Origin of the sequence: Streptomyces sp. NRRL F-5123 (genome assembly GCF_000721495.1) — a bacterium.
Classification (GTDB): domain Bacteria; phylum Actinomycetota; class Actinomycetes; order Streptomycetales; family Streptomycetaceae; genus Actinacidiphila.
This window is the reverse complement of the sequence record NZ_JOHY01000014.1, coordinates 1-17,234: the sequence shown is the minus strand read 5'-3', so window position 1 is coordinate 17,234 and position 17,234 is coordinate 1. Positions and strand designations below refer to the sequence as shown.

Genomic DNA, 17,234 nt, shown 5'->3' with positions numbered 1-17,234 from the left:
CGTCATGGGAAGAATCGTCGTGCACGAGAACGTCTCGGTCGACGGCGTGATGCAGGATCCGTCCGGGGAGGAGGGATACGCGAGCGGCGGGTGGTTCACCCGGATGCCGCAGGAGGTGTTCGCGGCGTGGGGCGAGGTCGAGTTCCAGGAGGCGCAGGAGTTCGCGGCGTGGTTCATCGGGCGGGGGACCTACCAGTGGTTCGCCGAGCGGTGGTCGGCGCGCGAGGGCGCGTGGGGGGACCGGCTGCGCGAGGTGCCGAAGTACGTGCTGTCCGCCACCCTGGCGGACGCCCCGGAGTGGGCCAACTCCTTCGTGGTGAAGGGCGATCCGGTCGCGGAGGCGAAGCGGCTGCGCGACGAGGTCGACGGCGACATCGTGGTCTACGGCAGCCGTCCGCTCGCGCAGGCGCTGCTGGAGCACGGCATGGTCGACGAACTGCGGCTCATGACGCACCCGTACCTCCTCGGCGCCGGCGGTGAGCGGCTCTTCCCGGACCAGGGCGGGATGCACGAGCTGCGGCTGGCCGGTGTGCGGGAGATCGGCGGCCACCTCGCGCTGCTGACCTACCGCCCGCTCTGAGCCGGCTCCGAGCCGACACGGGCCCCGGGAGCCGGACTTGACCAAGTCTTTACAACCCGGGGCCCGCCCGTGTCGTCTCTGCCCGCGAATCCCGGTACGGCCCGGGTCCGCGCGATGTGACGCGCGGCCGGCCGCCGGAGAAACGAGGGACGGGACATGCGCAGTACCTCACTCGCCGCCGGCACGGCGGCGGTCCTCGCGGTGGCGGTCGCGGGGGCCGTCCCCGCCGTCGCCTCGGCCCCGGTGGGCCGGGCGCCCGGCACCCCGATGTGCGCCACCTCGCAGCTGACCGCGTCGCTCGGCGGCGGGGACGCCGGCGCGGGCCACCTCTACCGCTATCTCGTGCTCACCAACCACAGCGCCACGGCCTGCCACCTCACCGGCTACCCGGGCGTGTCGGTGCTGGACGCGAGCGGCAAGCAGATCGGCACCCCGGCCGACCGCCAGCCGAGCCGCTACTCGCCGGTCGTGCTGAAGCCCGGCGGGTCGGCGAGCGACACCGTCCACACGATCAACCGCATGGGGACGTGCCTCCCGACGTCGGCGAAGGTGCGGATATACCCCCCGGGCAACACGGCGTCGCTGGTGATCCCCGGTGAACTGACCATCTGCGACAAGGTCTTCACGATCACCCCGATGGCCGCGGGCAAGGACGGCAGCGACCCGGTGGGCACGCCCGCCCCGACGCACAGCGCCAAGCCCACGCCGACGAACCCCGGCCAGGTCACCAAGATCCCGAAGGGCGCGCCGGACACCGGTCTCGCCGCGACGGGCGGCGGCGGCAGCGGCGAGCTGACGGCCGGTCTGGCGGCGGGCGCCGGGGCGCTCCTGCTCGGCGGCCTGGGCGTCGCGGCCTCCCGCCGCCGCTCCCGGGGCTGAGCGTTGGCCGGCTCGCGTCGCGAACCCCGGCGCGGGGAGGCAGCCCTTCGCCTCCCCGCGCCCCCGGCGCGTCCTCCCGCCGCCGCCCGGCCTTCCGGCGGCGGGAGGACGCGCGTCCCCCGACGGGCCCGCGGTTTCCCCTGGGCCGCCGCGGTGCTCGCCGCGCTCGCCGTCGGCGTGTCGGCCTGCAACGGGACCGGCACGGGTCCCGCGCCCGCGGGCTCCGGCACGCCCGGCGGCGTGGCGCCGCCCACCGCTTCGGCGACGGCCACGCCCACCACGCCCCGGGCCGTGCCCGGCGCGGCGATGGCGCGGTCCTCGCCGGAGCGGCTGCGGATCCCCTCGCTCGGCGTGGACACCCCGGTCATGGCGCTGGGCCTGGCGCCCGACGGGTCGGTGAAGGTGCCGCCGATCGAGGCCCACTCCCCCGCCGGGTGGTACGACGGCTCGCCCACGCCGGGCCAGACCGGCCCTTCGGTGCTGCTCGGGCACGTCACGGTCGGCGCGTACGGCGACGGGGTCTTCCGTCACCTGGACCGGATGCGCCCGGGCGACCGGGTGCAGGTCGAGCGGGCCGACGGCAGCGTGGCGACGTTCTCCGTCGAGCGGGTGCAGACGGTGCCCAAGGCGCACTTCCCCACGCAGCAGGTGTACGGGAACGTGGACCACCCCGCCTTGCGTCTCATCACCTGCGGGGGCACGAAGCTGACGGGCGGCGGCGGTTACCCGGACAACGTGATCGTCTACGCCTCGCTGGTCGCCGGCTCGTGAACGACTGGCCCGCCGCGGTCGGCGGCCCGGCGGCGGAGGTGAGGAGGGGCGTCATCCGGCAGTACGAAGAGCGCGCCGCCGCCGAGCTGTTCGAGGCCGTCTACCCGCGGCTGGCGGGCTGGTGCCGCCGGCTGGTGGACGACGACGGCACCGCCCACGAGGTGGCCGCCGAGGCGTTCACCCGTCTGTGGGCCCGCTGGACACGGGTCGAGGAGCCGACCGGCTTCCTGTACGTGACCGCGGCCAACCTGGTCCGCGACCACTGGCGCAGAATGGAGCGCGAGCGGCGCGCGCTGCGCCGGGTGTCGGCCGAGCAGTCCCTGCACGCGCAAGGGGAGCCCGACGACCCGTCGGTGCGGATGCTGGTCCAGTCGCTGCCGGAGCGGCTGCGCAACCCGGTGCTGCTGTACTACTACGCGGACCTGCCGGTCCGTGAGGTGGCCGCGCTGCTGGGCCGCCGGGAGGGCACCGTCAAGGCCGACCTGCACGCCGCACGCGAACTGCTCCGCGCCCGACTCGAAGGACACCATGACCGGATTTCCTGACGACCTGGGGGGCGCCCCCGAGGGCCCCGGCCCGGAGGAGCCGCTGCTGCGGCAGCCGCCCGGGTACCTGGCGCCGCCGCCCGGCTCGTTCGGGCAGATCCGGCGGCGGGCCGCGCGCCGGCGCCGGCTGCGCACGGCGGGCGGCGGGGTCGCGGCGGCCGCGGTGCTCGCCGGGTCGGTGTACCTGGTGGGCGCCCTCACCCCGCGGGGCACCGACGACCGTGGGAGCCCGGCCGCGACCGGCTCGCCGACCAGCCCGGCACCGCGCACCCCCCGGCCCGCGCCGCCGGTGACGACCGAGTCTCGGGCCACCCCCGGCACGCACGGCGCGCCCCCGCCGTCCGTCCCGTCCGCGGCCGCCTCCTCCCCGGCGCGGGACACCCCGACCCCGTCCGGCACCCCGACGTCCACCGGCCAGGGCTCCGCGACGCCGATGTGCACCGCCTCCCAGCTGACCGCGTCGCTCGGCGGCTCGGACGGCGCGGCGGGCAGCGTCTACCGCTACCTGCTGCTCACCAACCGCGGCGCGACGGCCTGCCACCTCACCGGCTACCCCGGCGTGTCGGTGCTGGACGCGGACGGCAGGCAGATCGGCGCGCCCGCCGACCGCAGCCCGATGGACTACACGGCGGTGGTGCTGGGGCCGGGCGAGGCGGCGAGCGACACCATCCGCACCGCCAACCACCTGGGCACCTGCCGCCCGGCGTCGGCGAAGGTGCGGGTCTACCCGCCGGGCAGCCGCGCGTCGCTGGTGATCCCCGGTGAACTGACCGTCTGCGACGAGCTGTTCACCATCACGCCGCTGGCCGCGGGCCGCACCGGCAACCCGCCCGCCTGAGCGCCCGTGGCCGGTCACCCGGGCACGGACGTCCGTCGGTCGTCGTCGAGCCCGTCGAAGAGGGCCACGTCGGGCGGTACGAGGGTGGTGGGGAGCGGCAGTTCGCGCAGCAGACGGTCGTCGAAGGTGTTGCCGGCGGCCGGCCCCGACCGGCACCGGCCGCTCCTGCTCGCTGAGCAGGACGGTGCGCGCCGGCAGCGTGACGTCCCCGGGCAGCGGGGGTGGGCGCGGCGCCGCCGGTCGCGCACGCTGAGGCCTGCCGTCCGCCCCTGCCCCGGGCGGACGGCAGGCCTCGCGGGGTTCAGAGCCGGCCGGCTCCGGCGCCGCGGTCGACGATCTGCGGGACGGCCCGCGGGTCGTCGACGCGGGTGCGCGCGGTCGGCGTCCAGCCCGAGCCCTGCGCGATCGGGGTCGCGGGGTTGGCCGCGTCGAACGCGCCGAGCAGGTCGGCCGCTCGCCCGTTGACGTAGTTGTGGTCCTCCGTCATCGCGGTGCCCTTCCAGTACGCGATGGTGCGGGCCGCGGTGACATCGGCGGGCAGCGTGAACGCGTTGTACTGCGCGACGAGTTGCGACTCCTTGCCCACGCCGAGGCTGTAGACGTAAGTGGCCGCGTCGGTGACGTCGTAGTGGTTGTTGTAGGCGTCGACCTGCCCGAAGCGGACGCGCGGCGCGCGCTCGCCGATGTCCTGGAAGAGGTTGTGGTGGAGGGTCACCCGCAGCTTGCCGGCGTCGGTGGCGGCGGCACCGTCGCTGTTGCCGAACAGCAGCGTCTTGTCGTGGTCGAGGAAGGCGTTCCAGGAGGCGGTGACGTGGTCGGCGCCCTTGACGACGTCCATCTCGCCGTCGTGCTGCTGGTAGATGCGGCCGAAGTAGTACGGCTGGCCGGCGTCGGGGCGGCGGCCGTCGGTGAAGGTGTTGTGGTCGACCCACACATGGGTGGCGCCGGTGAGCACGAGGTTGTCGTACTCGGAGTTCCAGTTGCCGTCGGCGGTGTCGGTCGGGTCCCACTGCGGGAAGCAGTCGAAGGCGTCCTCGAAGGTGAGGTTGCGGACGATGACGTTGTCCACGTTCGCCACCTGGAGGTCGAGGCCGAGCAGCCTCGGCTCGTGCCCGACACCGACGATGGTGGTGTTGGGCCCGACCTTCAGCTCGACCTGGAGGGCCTGCTTCGCGGCGGACGCGGCGCGCGCGTCCTCCAGCGGCCCGGACGGCACCTCGTCCCGGCCCCAGACGGCCGGGTCGTACGCGGCGAGGTAGGCGTCCAGGCTGTAGCCGCCGGTGGCGTAGTCGTCGCAGGACAGCGGGTCTCCGGCGGCGTCGGCGTTGCCGTCGACGGTCCCGGAGACCTGGATGATCTTCGGGACGGCGCTGCCGCCGTCGAGGGCGGCGGCCAGTTCCGCGCGGTCGGTGACGGTGTAGACGTGCGCGGCGTCGGCGGCCGCGCCGCCGGTGGTACCGCCGTCCTGGGAGGCCCAGCCGTCGTGGGCGGGCAGCGCCTGGCGGGCGTAGCGCGGCACGCCGGCGCTGTGCCCGCCGGGCGCGCAGTGCGCGGGGGCGGCGGCCAGCACCAGGGGGGCGGCGGAGACGAGCATGGCGATCAGCGGGACATGGCTCTTGCGCACGTGCGGCTCCCGGTGGGGGTGAAGGAGAAGGCGTGACGGCGGAAGGAGGGGCGTGGGGGGTGGGTGCGGGCGGGGCCGGGGCGCGTGGACCGGCCCCGCCGCGGGCTCACTTCTTCTTGTTGTGCGCGAGGAAGTCGGTCTGGGCGTCGTTGATCTTGCCGGCCAGCTCGTCGGCGAAGTCCTTCGCGCTGATCTTGCCGAGCAGGAGCTTCTGGAACTCCGGCTCGGTGTCGGCCTTGGTGATGTTGTTCCAGTCCGGCAGGTAGTACGGGAACTGGACGATCTTGGTCCCGGGGTCGTTGAGCGACTCCATCGCCGTCTTGGTGGGCTTGGCGTCGTTGATCCACGCGTCCTGCGCGGCACCGGTGTTGGCCGGGATGGCGCCCGCGGACCGGTTCCAGAGGCTGTTCATCTTCGCGGAGGCGGCGAACTCGATGAACTTCCACGCCGCCGCCTTGTTCTTGCTGCTCTTGAACAGGCCCAGCCCGTCGACCGGGTTGGAGACGATGGTGCGCACCCCGCCGTCCTGCGACGGGGGCAGGGTGACGCCCTCGATCCTGTCCTTGCCGAAGGCCTTCACGTGGTCGTTGTACGAGCCGAGGTTGTGCTGCAGCATGCCGACGGTGCCGTGGTCGAACTCGGCGACCATGTTGACGAAGTCGTTGTTAAGGTCGGCCTCGGGGGTGTCCTTCTTGTACAGGCCGACGTACTTCTCCAGCGCGGCGATGTTCCTCGGGTCGTTGACAGTGGTCTTGTCGCCGTTCCAGAAGGTGTCGATGCCGGACTGGGCGTACATCATCTCCAGCGCCTGGGCGACGGATCCGGCGCCGCCGCGCAGTGTGAAGCCGAACTTGTTCTTCCCGGCGTCGGTGAGCTCGTCGGCGGCGGCGTAGAAGGCCGACCAGGTGGTGGGCGGCTGCAGGCCCGCGGCGGTGAAGAGGTCCGGGCGGTACCACAGGGTGCCCATGTTGGCGGAGGTCGGGACCTCGTACATCTCCTTGCCCTGGCCGCCGGCCGCCTGGACGCTGGAGACCATACCGGTGACCAGCTTGCCCTTCAGCCCGCTGTCGTCGATCCGGCCGCCGAGCGGTTCCAGTGCGTTCTGCGCGACCATGTTGGCGAGGTAGGCGGTGCCGACGCCGCCGACGTCCGGCAGGCCGCCGCCGGCGATCGCGGTGTCGTACTTCTTCTGCACGTCGGCGATCGGTATGCCGACGTACTCGACGTGGATGTCGGGGTTCTGCTTCTCGAACGCGGCGATGATCTGCTTCCAGACGTCGGTGCGCACACCGCCGTTGTTGTCCCAGAAGACGATCTTCCCCTTTCCACTGCCCTCCCCTCCCGAGCTGCCGCTGCCGTCGTCACCGCAGGCGGTGACGGTGAGGGCGAGCGCTGCGGCGAGGGCGGTGCCGGCGGTCAGCCGGGCTCTGCGGTGTCTGTGCTGCGGGTGCGGCATGGCGGCTCTTTCGGTTGTCGGGACGGGTGTCGCGGCCGGACGCCCGGGTCGGGACGGCCGGCGGGTGGGTGCTGCTGCCGAGCCGGGGACGCCGGTCAGCGGGTGGTGCGGGCGGCCAGCGCGGCGGCCTCGTCAGGGCCGAGCCGGCCGTCGGCCACGGCGGTGACGACCCGCCGGGCGACGCTGCCGCCGGCGGGTACGGTCAGCGGGCTGCGCCAGGCCAGGGCGGAGCCGACGCCGGGGTATTCGCGGGTTCGGACGAACCAGGGGTCGGCGCCGCACAGCACGAGGGTCCAGTGCTCCGCGGCGAGCACCAGCCAGCCGGCGGTACTGCCGTGCACGGCGTCCTCGCCGGCGGCGTCGGAGGTGAAGACCTGCGGGGGTGTGCCGGTGCGCGGGGCGCGCCAGAAGAAGCCGCCGTATCCGGCGCCGGGACGGCCGTTGGTGGCGGGGCTGCCGATGCGCAGCGAGGCGCCGGTGGTGTTGGTCAGGGTGAAGGAGAAGTCCAGCTCCCAGGCCCGCGCGGCCAGTTGACGAGCAGTGACCGTCCTTTCCTCGTGCAGGAGTTCGCGCCCCGCGGCGGTCCAGGACAGCTCCTCGGTGAAGCCGTCCGGGCGCCGCGCGGTCCACCCCAGATGGCGCTGCTCGCCGTGGTTGTCCAGCTCGGTGGGCCCCCGGTCGCGGACGAAGGTGCGGCCGCCCCAGAAGTTGTGCCCGGCCACGTCCGGGACCGCGACGCCCGCGCCGAGGTGGTGCAGGTGGTCGGCGGGCATCAGCTCGGTGACGGGTGTGCCGCCCAGGGTGGTCAGCGGGTGCAGGTAGGGGCGCGGGGACAACCGGGAGGCCAGCCGCGGCGCGGGGACGTACGCCCCGACGGTCGTGGAGCCGCAGCGCAGCGGCAGGGCGCCGGTCACCGGCGGGCCGCCGGGCGCAGCGGGGCGGCCCAGGGCGCGCCGAGTTCGGCGAAGGTCGCGAGCTTCTCGGCGGCGCCGTCGACCAGCTCGTCCGCCCCGTCCACGATCCGCCGGTGGGAGCGCTCCCCCGGTGCGGTACGCCAGCGGGACGGCGGGACCGGCTGCGGGTCCTCCGCGGTGCGCACGGCCTCCACGACCCGCATGAACGCGCCGGTCGCGGCGGGCGGCACCAGCAGCGGCGTGCCGCCCGCGCGGTGCGCGAGCAGGTTCTCCAGCAGGTCGGTACGTCCGTACGCCCGCTCGTCGGGGCCGTGCCCGGCGCGCTGCAGCAGCACCCGGTCCTGCTTGTACCAGAAGGTGATCCGGCCCCTGCTGCCGTGCACCACGACGTACGGCTCGGCGGCGCGGGCCGCACACAAGGTGGCCGCGACGACGATCCGGGTGCCGCGGGCGGTGCGGATGTCGACGCACGAGGTGTCGTCGGACTCGATCTCGTGCGCCCGGTACAGCTCGGTGCGCACCTCCTCGACGTCCTCCTCGGCGGTGCTGCCGTCCAGGTGCAGCGCGGTGGCGACGGCGTGCGCGAGCGGGTTGGTCAGGACGCCGTCGACGACGTCGGTGCCGTCCAGCCGGCGCCGTCCCGACCAGGCGGCGCGGCGGAAGTAGTGCTCCTCGCGTACCCAGTTGCCGGCCGCGCCGATGCCGCGCAGCTCGCCCACCGCGCCGTCCGCGACCAGCTCGCGCACCGCTTGCAGGGCGTGCGAGCCGAGCGACTGGAAGCCGATCTGGCAGGCCCGGCCGCGGCCGGCCAGCCCCCGGGTGAGTCTGCGGAATTCGCCGAGCGAGGGCGCGGGCGGCTTCTCCAGCAGGACGTCGGCGCCGTGCGCCGCGGCGGTCAGCGCGAGGGAGGTGTGGGTGTGGATGGGGGTGCACACGATCGCCGCGGTCGCGCCGGTGGCGTCGATCAGGGCGCCGAGGTCGGGTCCCTGCGCGGGCCTGCCGAGCCGGGTCAGCGCTGCGGGCTCCAGCGGGGTGACGTCGCAGACGCCGGCGAGCCTGACCAGGCCGCGGGCGCTGAGCCGGCGCAGGTTGTCCAGGTGCCAGTGGCCGTGGCCGCGGCCGCCGGCCAGTACGACACGTGTCGCGCCCATGCCCCTCACCCCTTCACCGCGCCGGCGCTGAAGCCGGTGATCAGCCACTTCTGGATGAAGGCGAAGACGATCACCACAGGCACGGCGGCGATGACACCGCCCGCGGCCAGCGCTCCGAGGTCGACGCTGTCGGCGCCGATGAGGGTGTTGAGGCCGACCGGGATCGTCTGCTTGTCCTGCTCGCTGAGGAACATCAGCGCGAAGAGGAAGTGGTTCCAGCTGTGCACGAAGGCGAACGAGCCCACGGCGACGAGCCCGGGGCGCAGCATCGGCAGCACCACCGCCCGGAAGGCCCGCAAGCGGGTGCAGCCGTCGACCCACGCGGCCTCCTCCAGCGCCTCGGGTATGCCCTTGATGAAGCCGCTGAGCAGGATCACCGACAGCGGCAGCTGGAAGACGGTCTCCGAGATGACCACGCTCCACAGCGAGTTGATCAGCTGCAGGTGCCGGAAGATCTGGAAGAGCGGTACGAGCATGAGCGCGCCCGGGATGAACTGCGAGCACAGCAGGGCGATCAGGAAGGCGGTGCGGCCCTTGAAGCGGAAGCGGGCCAGTGCGTAGCCGCCGCTGAGCGCGACCACGGTGGTGAAGACCAGGGTGCCGGCGCCGACCAGCATGCTGTTGACGAAGAAGGTGCCGAAGGAGCGGTCGTTCCAGACCTTGTCGAAGTGCGCGCCGGTGACCGGCCACGGCACCAGCGAGGTGGAGCCGTCGGGGCGCAACGCGAAGAGCAGCATCCAGTAGAAGGGCACGAGCGTGAACAGCAGGTACAGGCCCAGCGGCAGGTAGATCTGCCAGCGCGGCGGGCCGTCGGTGGGTCCGCGCCCGCGGCGCCGGCCCCTGCGGGTCTGCGGGAGGGCCGCGGGCGGCAGGGCCACGCCCTCGGCGAGTGCCGTGGTCATGCGCGTTCGCCTCCGAACTTGCTCAGACGCAGGTAGACGAGGGAGAAGAAGAGCAGGATGACGAAGGCGACGGTGGTCAGCGCCGAGGCGTAGCCGAAGTCGTGCCCGTCCAGGCCGGTGTTGGCGACGTACAGCGGCAGCGTGGTGGTCTGCCCCGCCGGGCCGCCGCCGGTCAGGGTGTAGAGCAGGTCGACGTTGTTGAACTCCCACACCGCGCGCAGCAGCGTGGACAGCACGATCGCGTCCTTCAGGTGCGGCAGCGTGATGTGGAAGAACTGCCGCAGCCGGTTGGCGCCGTCGACGGAGGCGGCCTCGTAGAGGTCCTGCGGGATCGACTGGAGGTCGGCGAGCAGCAGGATCGCGAAGAAGGGCACCCCGCGCCACAGTTCGGCGAGCACCGCGGCCCAGAAGACGGTGTGCGGGTCGGACAGCACCGAGTGGCCGTAGGAGCCGATGCCGGCGTCGGCGAGGTAGCGGCTCATGCCCGTCGAGGGGTTGTAGAGCAGCATCCAGATGGTGGTGGTCAGCACCCCGGACACCGCCCAGGGCGAGAAGACCAGCGCGCGCGACAGTCCGCGGCCGACGAAGGTCTGGTTGACCAGCAGCGCGAGCGCGAGCCCGATGACCAGCTGGAGGCCGATCTGCACCACGACCCAGCGCAGGCTGAAGCCGAGGCTCTGCCAGAACTGCGGGTCGTCGGTGAAGATGCGGTGGAAGTTGCCGAGGCCCGCGTAGCCGTTCCGCCAGGGCTTGGTGACGTTGTAGTCCTGGAGGCTGTAGTAGAGGACGCTGCCCATCGGGTAGGCGATGAAGCCCAGCATCAGCACGGCGGCCGGGGCTATCAGCAGGTACGGCAGGCGCCGGGCGCGCCGGCTGCGGTTCTTCACGCGGTTCTTGACCGGTTTCTTCGCCACGGCGATGGCCATGACCTCAGGGCTCCTTCGCTATGACACGTGGGGTTCCGGGACGTCGCCGGGCGCGGCGAGGAAGCGGAAGTCGCAGCCCGTGTCGGCCTGGGTGATCTGGTCCTGGTAGAGGGCGCCGTAGCCGCGCCCGTAGCGGGCCGGCGGCGGCTTCAGCTCGGCGCGGCGCCGGTCGAGTTCGGCGTCGTCGACGTCCAGGTGCAGGGTGCGGCCCGGCACGTCGAGGGTGATCAGGTCGTGGTCGCGCACCAGCGCGAGCGGGCCGCCGACGTACGACTCGGGGGCGACGTGCAGCACGCAGGCGCCGTAACTGGTGCCGCTCATCCGGGCGTCGGAGATCCTGACCATGTCGCGCACGCCCTGCTTGAGCAGGTGGTCGGGGATCGGGAGCATGCCGTACTCGGGCATGCCGGGCCCGCCGAGCGGCCCCGAATTGCGCAGCACCAGCACGCTGTCGGCGGTGATGCCGAGCCCGGGGTCGTTCACGGTCGCCTGGAGGGTGCGGTAGTCGTCGAAGACGACGGCAGGACCGGTGTGGGTGAGCAGCCGCGGCTCGGCGGCTATGTGCTTGATGACCGCGCCGTCCGGGCAGAGGTTGCCGCGCAGCACCGCGATGCCGCCCTCGGCGGCGAGCGCGTGCGCCGGGTCGCGGATCACGTCGTCGTCGTGGACCAGCGCGCCGGCCAGCTGCTCGCGCAGGCTGTCGTGGGCGACGGTGGGGCGGTCCAGGTGCAGCAGCCCGGTGATCCGGGACAGCAGTCCGGGCAGGCCGCCGGCGAAGTGGAAGTCCTCCATCAGGTACCGGCCGCCCGGGCGGACGTTGGCGAGCACGGGCACGTCGCGGGCGAGCCGGTCGAAGTCGTCCAGCGCGAGCGGCACCCGGGAGCGGCCGGCCATCGCGACGAGGTGGATCACCGCGTTGGTGGAACCGCCGAGCGCGAGCACGGTGGTGACGGCGTCCTCGTACGCCTCGCGGGTCAGGATCGCCGACGGCCGGACGTCCCGGCGGACCAGCTCGACGATGCGGGCGCCGCTCGCCGCGGCCATCCGCTCGTGCCCGGAGTCGACCGCGGGGATCGAGGACGCGCCGGGCATCGTCATACCGAGCGCCTCGGCGGCGGCGGTCAGCGTGGAGGCGGTGCCCATCGTCATGCAGTGGCCGGGCGAACGGGCGAGCCCGCTCTCCAGTTCGGCCATCTCGCAGTCGCCGATCAGGCCGGCGCGCTTGTCGTCCCAGTACTTCCACATGTCCGTGCCCGAGCCGAGCACGACGTCGCGCCAGTGGCCGGGGAGCATGGGTCCGGCAGGGACGAAGAGGGCGGGCAGGTCGGCGCTGGCCGCGCCCATCAGCAGCGCGGGCGTGGTCTTGTCGCAGCCGCCGAGCAGCACCGCGCCGTCGACCGGGTAGGAGCGCAGCAGCTCCTCGGTCTCCATCGCGAGCAGGTTGCGGTAGAGCATCGGGGTCGGCTTCTGGAAGGTCTCCGACAGTGTGGCGACGGGGAATTCCAGCGGGAAGCCGCCGGCCTGCCACACCCCGCGCTTGACGGCCTGGGCGCGCTCGCGCAGGTGGCTGTGGCAGGGGTTGATGTCCGACCAGGTGTTCAGCACGGCGATCACCGGCTTGCCCAGGTGCTCCTCGGGCAGGTAGCCGAGCTGCCGGGTCCTGGCCCGGTGGCTGAAGGCCCGCAGGCCGTCGCCGTCGTACCACGCGCTGCTGCGCAGCGGCGGCCGGGTGCTCTCGGCTCCGGTCACAGCCCCCAGCCCTCCACCGCGGCGGCGACCTCGGCGCGCCGCTCCTGGGGCAGCGCGCTGCTGGGCGGGCGGACCTCGCGGCGGCACAGGCCGAGTGAGGCGAGCGCCTCCTTGACCACCGTGACGTTGTCGGCGGACTGCCGGGCGGCCCGCAGGTCCTCGAAGGCGCGGATCTGCTCCCACACCTTCATCGCGGCCGGGTAGTCGCCGCCGCGCAGGGCGGCGAGCATCTCCAGCGAGATCCGCGGCGCCACGTTGGCCAGACCCGAGGTGAAGCCGGTCGCGCCGGCCGCGAAGTACGCGGGCGCGTACAGCTCGGCCAGGCCCGCGAGCCACACGTAGCGATCCAGCCCGGCGTCCCGCGCGAAGGCGGCGAAGCGGGCGGCGTCCGGCACCGCGTACTTCACGCCGATCACGTTGGGGCAGCGCCCGCCCAGCTCTGCCAGCCACTCGCCGTCCAGCAGCGGGTTGCGGATGTACGGCACGACGCCCAGCTCCGGCACCGCCTCGGCGATGGCGCGGTGGTAGGCGACCCAGCCGTCCTGCGAGACGTACGGGTGCACGGGCTGGTGCACCATCACCATCGCGGCCCCGCAGTCCCGGGCGTGCTCGGCGGCTCCGATCGCGGTCGGCAGATCGTGGCCGACGCCGACGACCACGGTGGCGTCGGGCCGGTCCGCGGTCTCGGCGAGCGTGTCGAGGACGACGGCCTGCCGCTCCTGCGGGGTCAGGGCGTAGAACTCGCCGGTGTTGCCGTTCGGCGTGACGGTGGAGATGCCGCCGTCCAGCAGCCGCCGCAGCAGCACCCGGTAGGCGTCCCGGTCGATGCCGCCGTCGGTGCCGAAGGGGATCACCGGGATCGCCACCACACCTGCGAGCGCGGCCGTGAGCGCGGAACGGTCCATCAGACACCCTCCTCGTCGTCGGGGAACGCACGGCGGAAGAAGACCGCGATGTGCGTGTGCAACAGCCGCGTCGCCTCGTCCGCGTCACCGGCCAGGGCCAGCCGGAGGATCTCCTCGTGCTCGCTCGCCTCCCGCTCCCACGACGGGTCGGCGGCCCAGGCGACGGTGGACACCAGCGCGGCCTGGTCGCGCAGTTCGTCGAGCATCCGGGCCAGCAGCGGGTTGCCGCACGGCAGGTAGAGGGCGCGGTGGAAGTCGCGGTTGGCGAGGCTGCGGTCGGCCCGGTCCTCCGCCCGGGCCGCGCGCTCCAGCGCCTCCTGCGCCTCGGCGAGCGAGGCCTGGCGGGCGATGGTGCGGCGCAGCGCCTCGGGTTCGAGCAGCAGGCGCACGTCGTAGACCTCGCGGGCCATGTCCGCGTCCACGGTGCGCACGGTGACGCCCTTGTACTGGCTCATGACCACCAGGCCCGTGCCGGCGAGCGTCTTGAGCGCCTCGCGCACCGGGGTCTTGGACACCCCGAACTGCGCCGCCAGGTCCGCCTCGACCAGGGCCTGCCCCGGGCTGAGCTGCCCGGTGAGGATGCGGTGCTTGATCGCTTCGAGGACGTACTGGGTCCGGGACGGGATCGGCGTGGGAGCGAAGGTCATGGGCTCTCAGATCTCACATATCAGGTCTCATATATGACGTACGAAGTACGACGCGGATGACCGTAGGGCCGCCGGGTGCGGGCGTCAATGCCCTGCGCACGAACGGGCGCGGGCTTTTTCTCACGGCGGGCGGGTGCCGGGGCGCGGGCCCGGACATGCGCGAGCCCCCGCCGCCGCGCGGGGAGCGCGGGGACGGGGGCGGTGGCGGTGCGGCCGCGGCGGGCCGCGGACCGGCAGGTCAGGAGGTCAGGAGGTCGGAGTCAGGGGGCAGTGGGCCAGGCGGCCGGCAGGTCGGGAGGCCGCCGGGAAGGTCGCGGCGGCGGGTCAGCGGCAGTCGGGGTGGCCCCAGCCGTCGGCGTTCTTGGCGATCAGCTCACCGGGCGCGTATCCCCGCCCGCAGCGGCAGCGGCCGGGGTATTTGGCCTTCAGGGTACGGGCCGGGCCGCCTCCGGACGCGCCGCCCGTACCGCCGGAGCCGCCGGAGCCGCCGGAGCGCGCCGGGCGCGGCGCCTTGCGCACCGTGTCGGGCGTGCGCGGGGGCGGCGGCGAGCCGAGGGCGCTGCCGGCCGGCTCCTGGACCACCGCGGCGTTGCTCGCGGCGCGGTCGGCGAAGTCGTTGAGCCGGTCGCCGTCCACCTGGTGCGCGGGCACGTAGCGGAAGTCCACCGCGCGCCCGGCCAGCAACGCGTCGATGCGCACCACCAGCTCCTGGTTGGCGACGGGCTTGCCCGCCGCGGTCTTCCAGCCCTTGCGCTTCCAGCCGGGAAGCCAGGTCGTGACCGCCTTCATCGCGTACTGGGAGTCCATCCGGACCTCCAGCGCGACGTCCGGGTCGACCGCCTCCAGCAGCCGTTCCAGCGCGGTCAGCTCGGCCACGTTGTTGGTGGTGCTGCCCAGCGGACCGGCCTCCCAGCGGACCGGTTCGCCCCGGTCGTCGGCGATGACCCAGGCCCAGGCGGCAGGTCCAGGATTGCCCTTCGATGCCCCGTCACACGCGGCGATGATGCGTTCACCCACGTGTCCGAGCATGCCAGCTCCCCCGGCGCGAAAGCACATCGCCCCCGGCCGCCGCCCGCGGTGCCCGGGCGGGCGCGCTCCGCATGCGGGCGCCGCCGCCGTCGCCCAGCATGGGTACGGACAGGACCACCGCTGCGGCGAGAGGGCGCCGGGATGGGCAACGGAGCGGGCCGTCCGGCGCCGCGCGAGCCGTCGGAGGCCGACACGCAGGCCGGGTCCGGCGAGCCCGCGGACGCGCGGGACGGGGCTCCCGCGGGGGCCCGGACCGGCGCCGTCGCGGACCCGGAGGGCGGTCGCGAGCAGTCCGGGACGGCCGCGGAGCCCGATCTCGCGGGGCAGCGGCAGATCGACACCATGAACCGCTTCACCGACCACCCGGGTGCCCCTCCCCCGGACCCCGGGCCCGATTCCGCTCCGGGTTCCGGCGGTGCGCCCGCCGAGGGCCGGCTGCGGGACGCCGTGCTGCTGGAGGCCGGCCACGACCTCGCCGAGGCCGAGTCGCTGTCCGCCGCCCTCAAGACCGTGACCAGGCTCTTCGCCCCCGACTTCCCGCTGGACGGGCTGGTCGTCTTCGGCCTCACCGACAAGTTCCTGAAGGTGCTGGCCCAGTACGGATACCGCCGCCGGGAGGGTGAAGAGGCCTTCCGGATGCCGGCCGGGTCGGCCTTCCCGGCCACCGAGGTGATCGACACCGGCCGCCCGGTCTACCTGGCGTCGGCCGCCGAGTACCGCGAGCGCTTCCCCGCCACCTGGCCGGCCGCGGCGCGGCACGGGCGCAAGTCCTGGGCGTTCCTGCCGCTCGTCACGAAGGGCAGCGTCAGCGCGGTGTGCCTGATGGCCTTCCGCGAGCCGGTCGCCTTCACCGACGACGAGCGGGCGCTGCTGGTGCTGGCCTCCCGACTGGTCGCGCAGGCCCTGGAGCGCACCCGGACCGGCACCGCGGAGCTGGCCCTCTCCCGCGGGCTGCGGCGCAGCATGGGCTCGACGCCGCCCGCGGTCCCGGGGCTGACCCTCGCCACCCGCTACATCCCGACCGGCGGCGGGCTGGTGGTCGGCGGCGACTGGTACGACGTGATCAACCTGCCCGGCGGCCGGCTCGCCGTCGTCATCGGCGACGTCCAGGGCCACGACGTGCACGCCGCCGCCCTGATGGCGCAGCTGCGCACCGCCGTGCACGCCTACGCGGCCGAGGGCCACGGCCCGGACGCGGTGCTGGCCCGCGCCTCGCGCTTCCTGGCCGCCCTCGACGACGACCGCTTCGCGACCTGCCTGTACATCGAGGCCGAGCCCGCGTCGGGCATGCTGCACATCGCCCGCGCCGGCCACCCGCACCCGGTGCTGCGGCTCGCGGACGGCACGTGCCTGCTCAAGCACGTCAACGGCGGGCTGCCGCTGGGGCTGATGCCCGGGACCGAGGACTTCCCGATCACCGACATGGAGCTGCGGCCCGACGAGATCCTGCTGCTGTGCACCGACGGCCTGATCGAGACCGGCGGGCACGACATGTACAGCGGCTGGGTGCGGGTCAGGGACGCCTTCTCGCCGGGGCCCGCCGAGGATCTGGAGGGCATCGCGGACACCCTCATCCGCGCGGTGCACCACCCGCTGGCCCAGTCGGCGCGGCGCGGCCCCGAGGGCAGCGACGAGCGTGCGGCGGCGGGCGCCCGGCACGACCTGGCGCCGCGCAACGAGGACGACATCGCGCTGGTGCTGCTGCGCCGCGACACCGGGGTCGCCCAGCGGACGGTGCCCGAGCGCAAGCTCGTGCTGACCATCGAGCAGGACCAGGCGCAGGGCCTGTCGGAGGCCCGCGCCGAGCTGCAGGCGCTGCTGCACGACTGGGCGCAGCCGGACCAGGTGGACACCGCGGTGCTGCTGACGTCGGAGCTGGTCGGCAACGTGCTCATGCACACCGACCAGTCGGCGTCGCTGACCGCGTCGCTGACGGGCGAGCCGGGCCGCCGGGTGCTGCGGGTGGAGGTGTCCGACAACGGCGACGAGCTGCCGCACCAGCGCAGCCCGGGCGAGCTGGCGTCGTCGGGCCGCGGGCTGATGCTGCTGGACATCCTGTCCGGCCAGTGGAGCGTGCGGCCGGAGTCGGAGGGCAAGACGGTGTGGTTCTCGCTGTGGGAGGACGAAGAAGAAGGCGTGGAAGGCGTGGGAAGGGCAGAAGGTGGGGACGGCGCGGGGGAGCCGGCCGGGGAGGACGCGGCGGCCGTGCTGGACCGGATGGACGATTCCGAGGACTTCTGACGGCGCGGGGGGCGCGGCACGCGGTGCACCGCCTGTCTCTTATACACATCTCCGAGCCCACGAGACAGGCAGAAATC

General features: G+C 73.9%; 16 protein-coding genes. 6 read left to right on the top strand and 10 right to left on the bottom strand.

Annotated features, from left to right (window positions below; genetic code table 11):
- The first annotated feature begins 4 nt into the window (after positions 1–4).
- The 5 genes from IH54_RS0115695 (at position 5) to IH54_RS41655 (ending at position 3,613) form a co-directional block, all read left to right on the top strand.
- Positions 5–580 (top strand): dihydrofolate reductase family protein, encoded by a 576-nt coding sequence (locus IH54_RS0115695; RefSeq protein ID WP_031517148.1) that lies wholly within the window; start codon positions 5–7, stop codon positions 578–580.
- A 156-nt stretch (positions 581–736) separates the two neighbouring features.
- Positions 737–1,459: a DUF4232 domain-containing protein gene (locus IH54_RS41660; RefSeq protein ID WP_052397488.1), complete on the top strand. Its 723-nt coding sequence runs from the start codon at positions 737–739 to the stop codon at positions 1,457–1,459.
- 153 nt (positions 1,460–1,612) lie between these two features.
- On the top strand, positions 1,613–2,230 hold the full coding sequence (locus IH54_RS0115685; RefSeq protein WP_043181097.1) for a class F sortase: 618 nt from the start codon (positions 1,613–1,615) through the stop codon (positions 2,228–2,230).
- 53 nt (positions 2,231–2,283) lie between these two features.
- Positions 2,284–2,775, top strand: a complete 492-nt coding sequence (locus IH54_RS0115680; RefSeq protein WP_031517144.1) for an RNA polymerase sigma factor — start codon at positions 2,284–2,286, stop codon at positions 2,773–2,775.
- Entirely contained in the window at positions 2,759–3,613 is an 855-nt protein-coding gene (locus tag IH54_RS41655) for a DUF4232 domain-containing protein (RefSeq protein ID WP_052397487.1), read from the top strand. The genes IH54_RS0115680 and IH54_RS41655 overlap by 17 nt, the downstream gene beginning before the upstream one ends.
- 301 nt (positions 3,614–3,914) lie before the next feature.
- Here IH54_RS41655 and IH54_RS0115665 read toward each other — a convergent pair whose 3' ends face one another.
- The 10 genes from IH54_RS0115665 to IH54_RS0115620 all read right to left on the bottom strand — a co-directional run bounded on the left by IH54_RS0115665 (position 3,915) and on the right by IH54_RS0115620 (position 14,916).
- A complete protein-coding gene (locus IH54_RS0115665) occupies positions 3,915–5,207 on the bottom strand; it encodes a pectate lyase family protein (RefSeq protein WP_052397513.1) in 1,293 nt (430 codons plus the stop codon).
- 136 nt (positions 5,208–5,343) lie between these two features.
- Positions 5,344–6,693: an ABC transporter substrate-binding protein gene (locus IH54_RS0115660; RefSeq protein WP_031517137.1), complete on the bottom strand. Its 1,350-nt coding sequence runs from the start codon at positions 6,691–6,693 to the stop codon at positions 5,344–5,346.
- A 95-nt stretch (positions 6,694–6,788) separates the two neighbouring features.
- The gene (locus IH54_RS0115655; protein WP_031517135.1) at positions 6,789–7,607 is read right to left on the bottom strand and encodes a PmoA family protein; all 819 of its coding nucleotides are present in this window, start codon (positions 7,605–7,607) and stop codon (positions 6,789–6,791) included.
- A complete protein-coding gene (locus IH54_RS0115650) occupies positions 7,604–8,758 on the bottom strand; it encodes a Gfo/Idh/MocA family protein (protein WP_031517133.1) in 1,155 nt (384 codons plus the stop codon). The genes IH54_RS0115655 and IH54_RS0115650 overlap by 4 nt, the downstream gene beginning before the upstream one ends.
- Before the next feature lie 5 nt (positions 8,759–8,763).
- Positions 8,764–9,660 carry a carbohydrate ABC transporter permease gene (locus IH54_RS0115645; protein WP_031517131.1) on the bottom strand — a complete coding sequence of 299 codons (897 nt, stop codon included), beginning with the start codon at positions 9,658–9,660 and terminating at the stop codon, positions 8,764–8,766.
- On the bottom strand, positions 9,657–10,586 hold the full coding sequence (locus tag IH54_RS0115640) for a carbohydrate ABC transporter permease (protein ID WP_031517129.1): 930 nt from the start codon (positions 10,584–10,586) through the stop codon (positions 9,657–9,659). Before IH54_RS0115640 ends, IH54_RS0115645 begins: the two co-directional genes overlap by 4 nt.
- An 18-nt stretch (positions 10,587–10,604) precedes the next feature.
- Positions 10,605–12,335 (bottom strand): L-arabinonate dehydratase, encoded by a 1,731-nt coding sequence (gene araD / locus IH54_RS0115635; RefSeq protein WP_031517127.1) that lies wholly within the window; start codon positions 12,333–12,335, stop codon positions 10,605–10,607.
- Positions 12,332–13,240 (bottom strand): dihydrodipicolinate synthase family protein, encoded by a 909-nt coding sequence (locus IH54_RS0115630; RefSeq protein ID WP_031517125.1) that lies wholly within the window; start codon positions 13,238–13,240, stop codon positions 12,332–12,334. Before IH54_RS0115630 ends, araD begins: the two co-directional genes overlap by 4 nt.
- Positions 13,240–13,887: a GntR family transcriptional regulator gene (locus IH54_RS0115625; protein ID WP_031517123.1), complete on the bottom strand. Its 648-nt coding sequence runs from the start codon at positions 13,885–13,887 to the stop codon at positions 13,240–13,242. Before IH54_RS0115625 ends, IH54_RS0115630 begins: the two co-directional genes overlap by 1 nt.
- Positions 13,888–14,211: 324 nt before the next feature.
- Positions 14,212–14,916, bottom strand: coding sequence for a ribonuclease H family protein (locus IH54_RS0115620; RefSeq protein ID WP_031517121.1), 705 nt, complete (start codon positions 14,914–14,916; stop codon positions 14,212–14,214).
- A 141-nt stretch (positions 14,917–15,057) separates the two neighbouring features.
- Here IH54_RS0115620 and IH54_RS0115615 point away from each other — a divergent pair, with 141 nt between their 5' ends.
- Positions 15,058–17,157 (top strand): ATP-binding SpoIIE family protein phosphatase, encoded by a 2,100-nt coding sequence (locus tag IH54_RS0115615; RefSeq protein ID WP_063762309.1) that lies wholly within the window; start codon positions 15,058–15,060, stop codon positions 17,155–17,157.
- Positions 17,158–17,234: the final 77 nt, after the last annotated feature.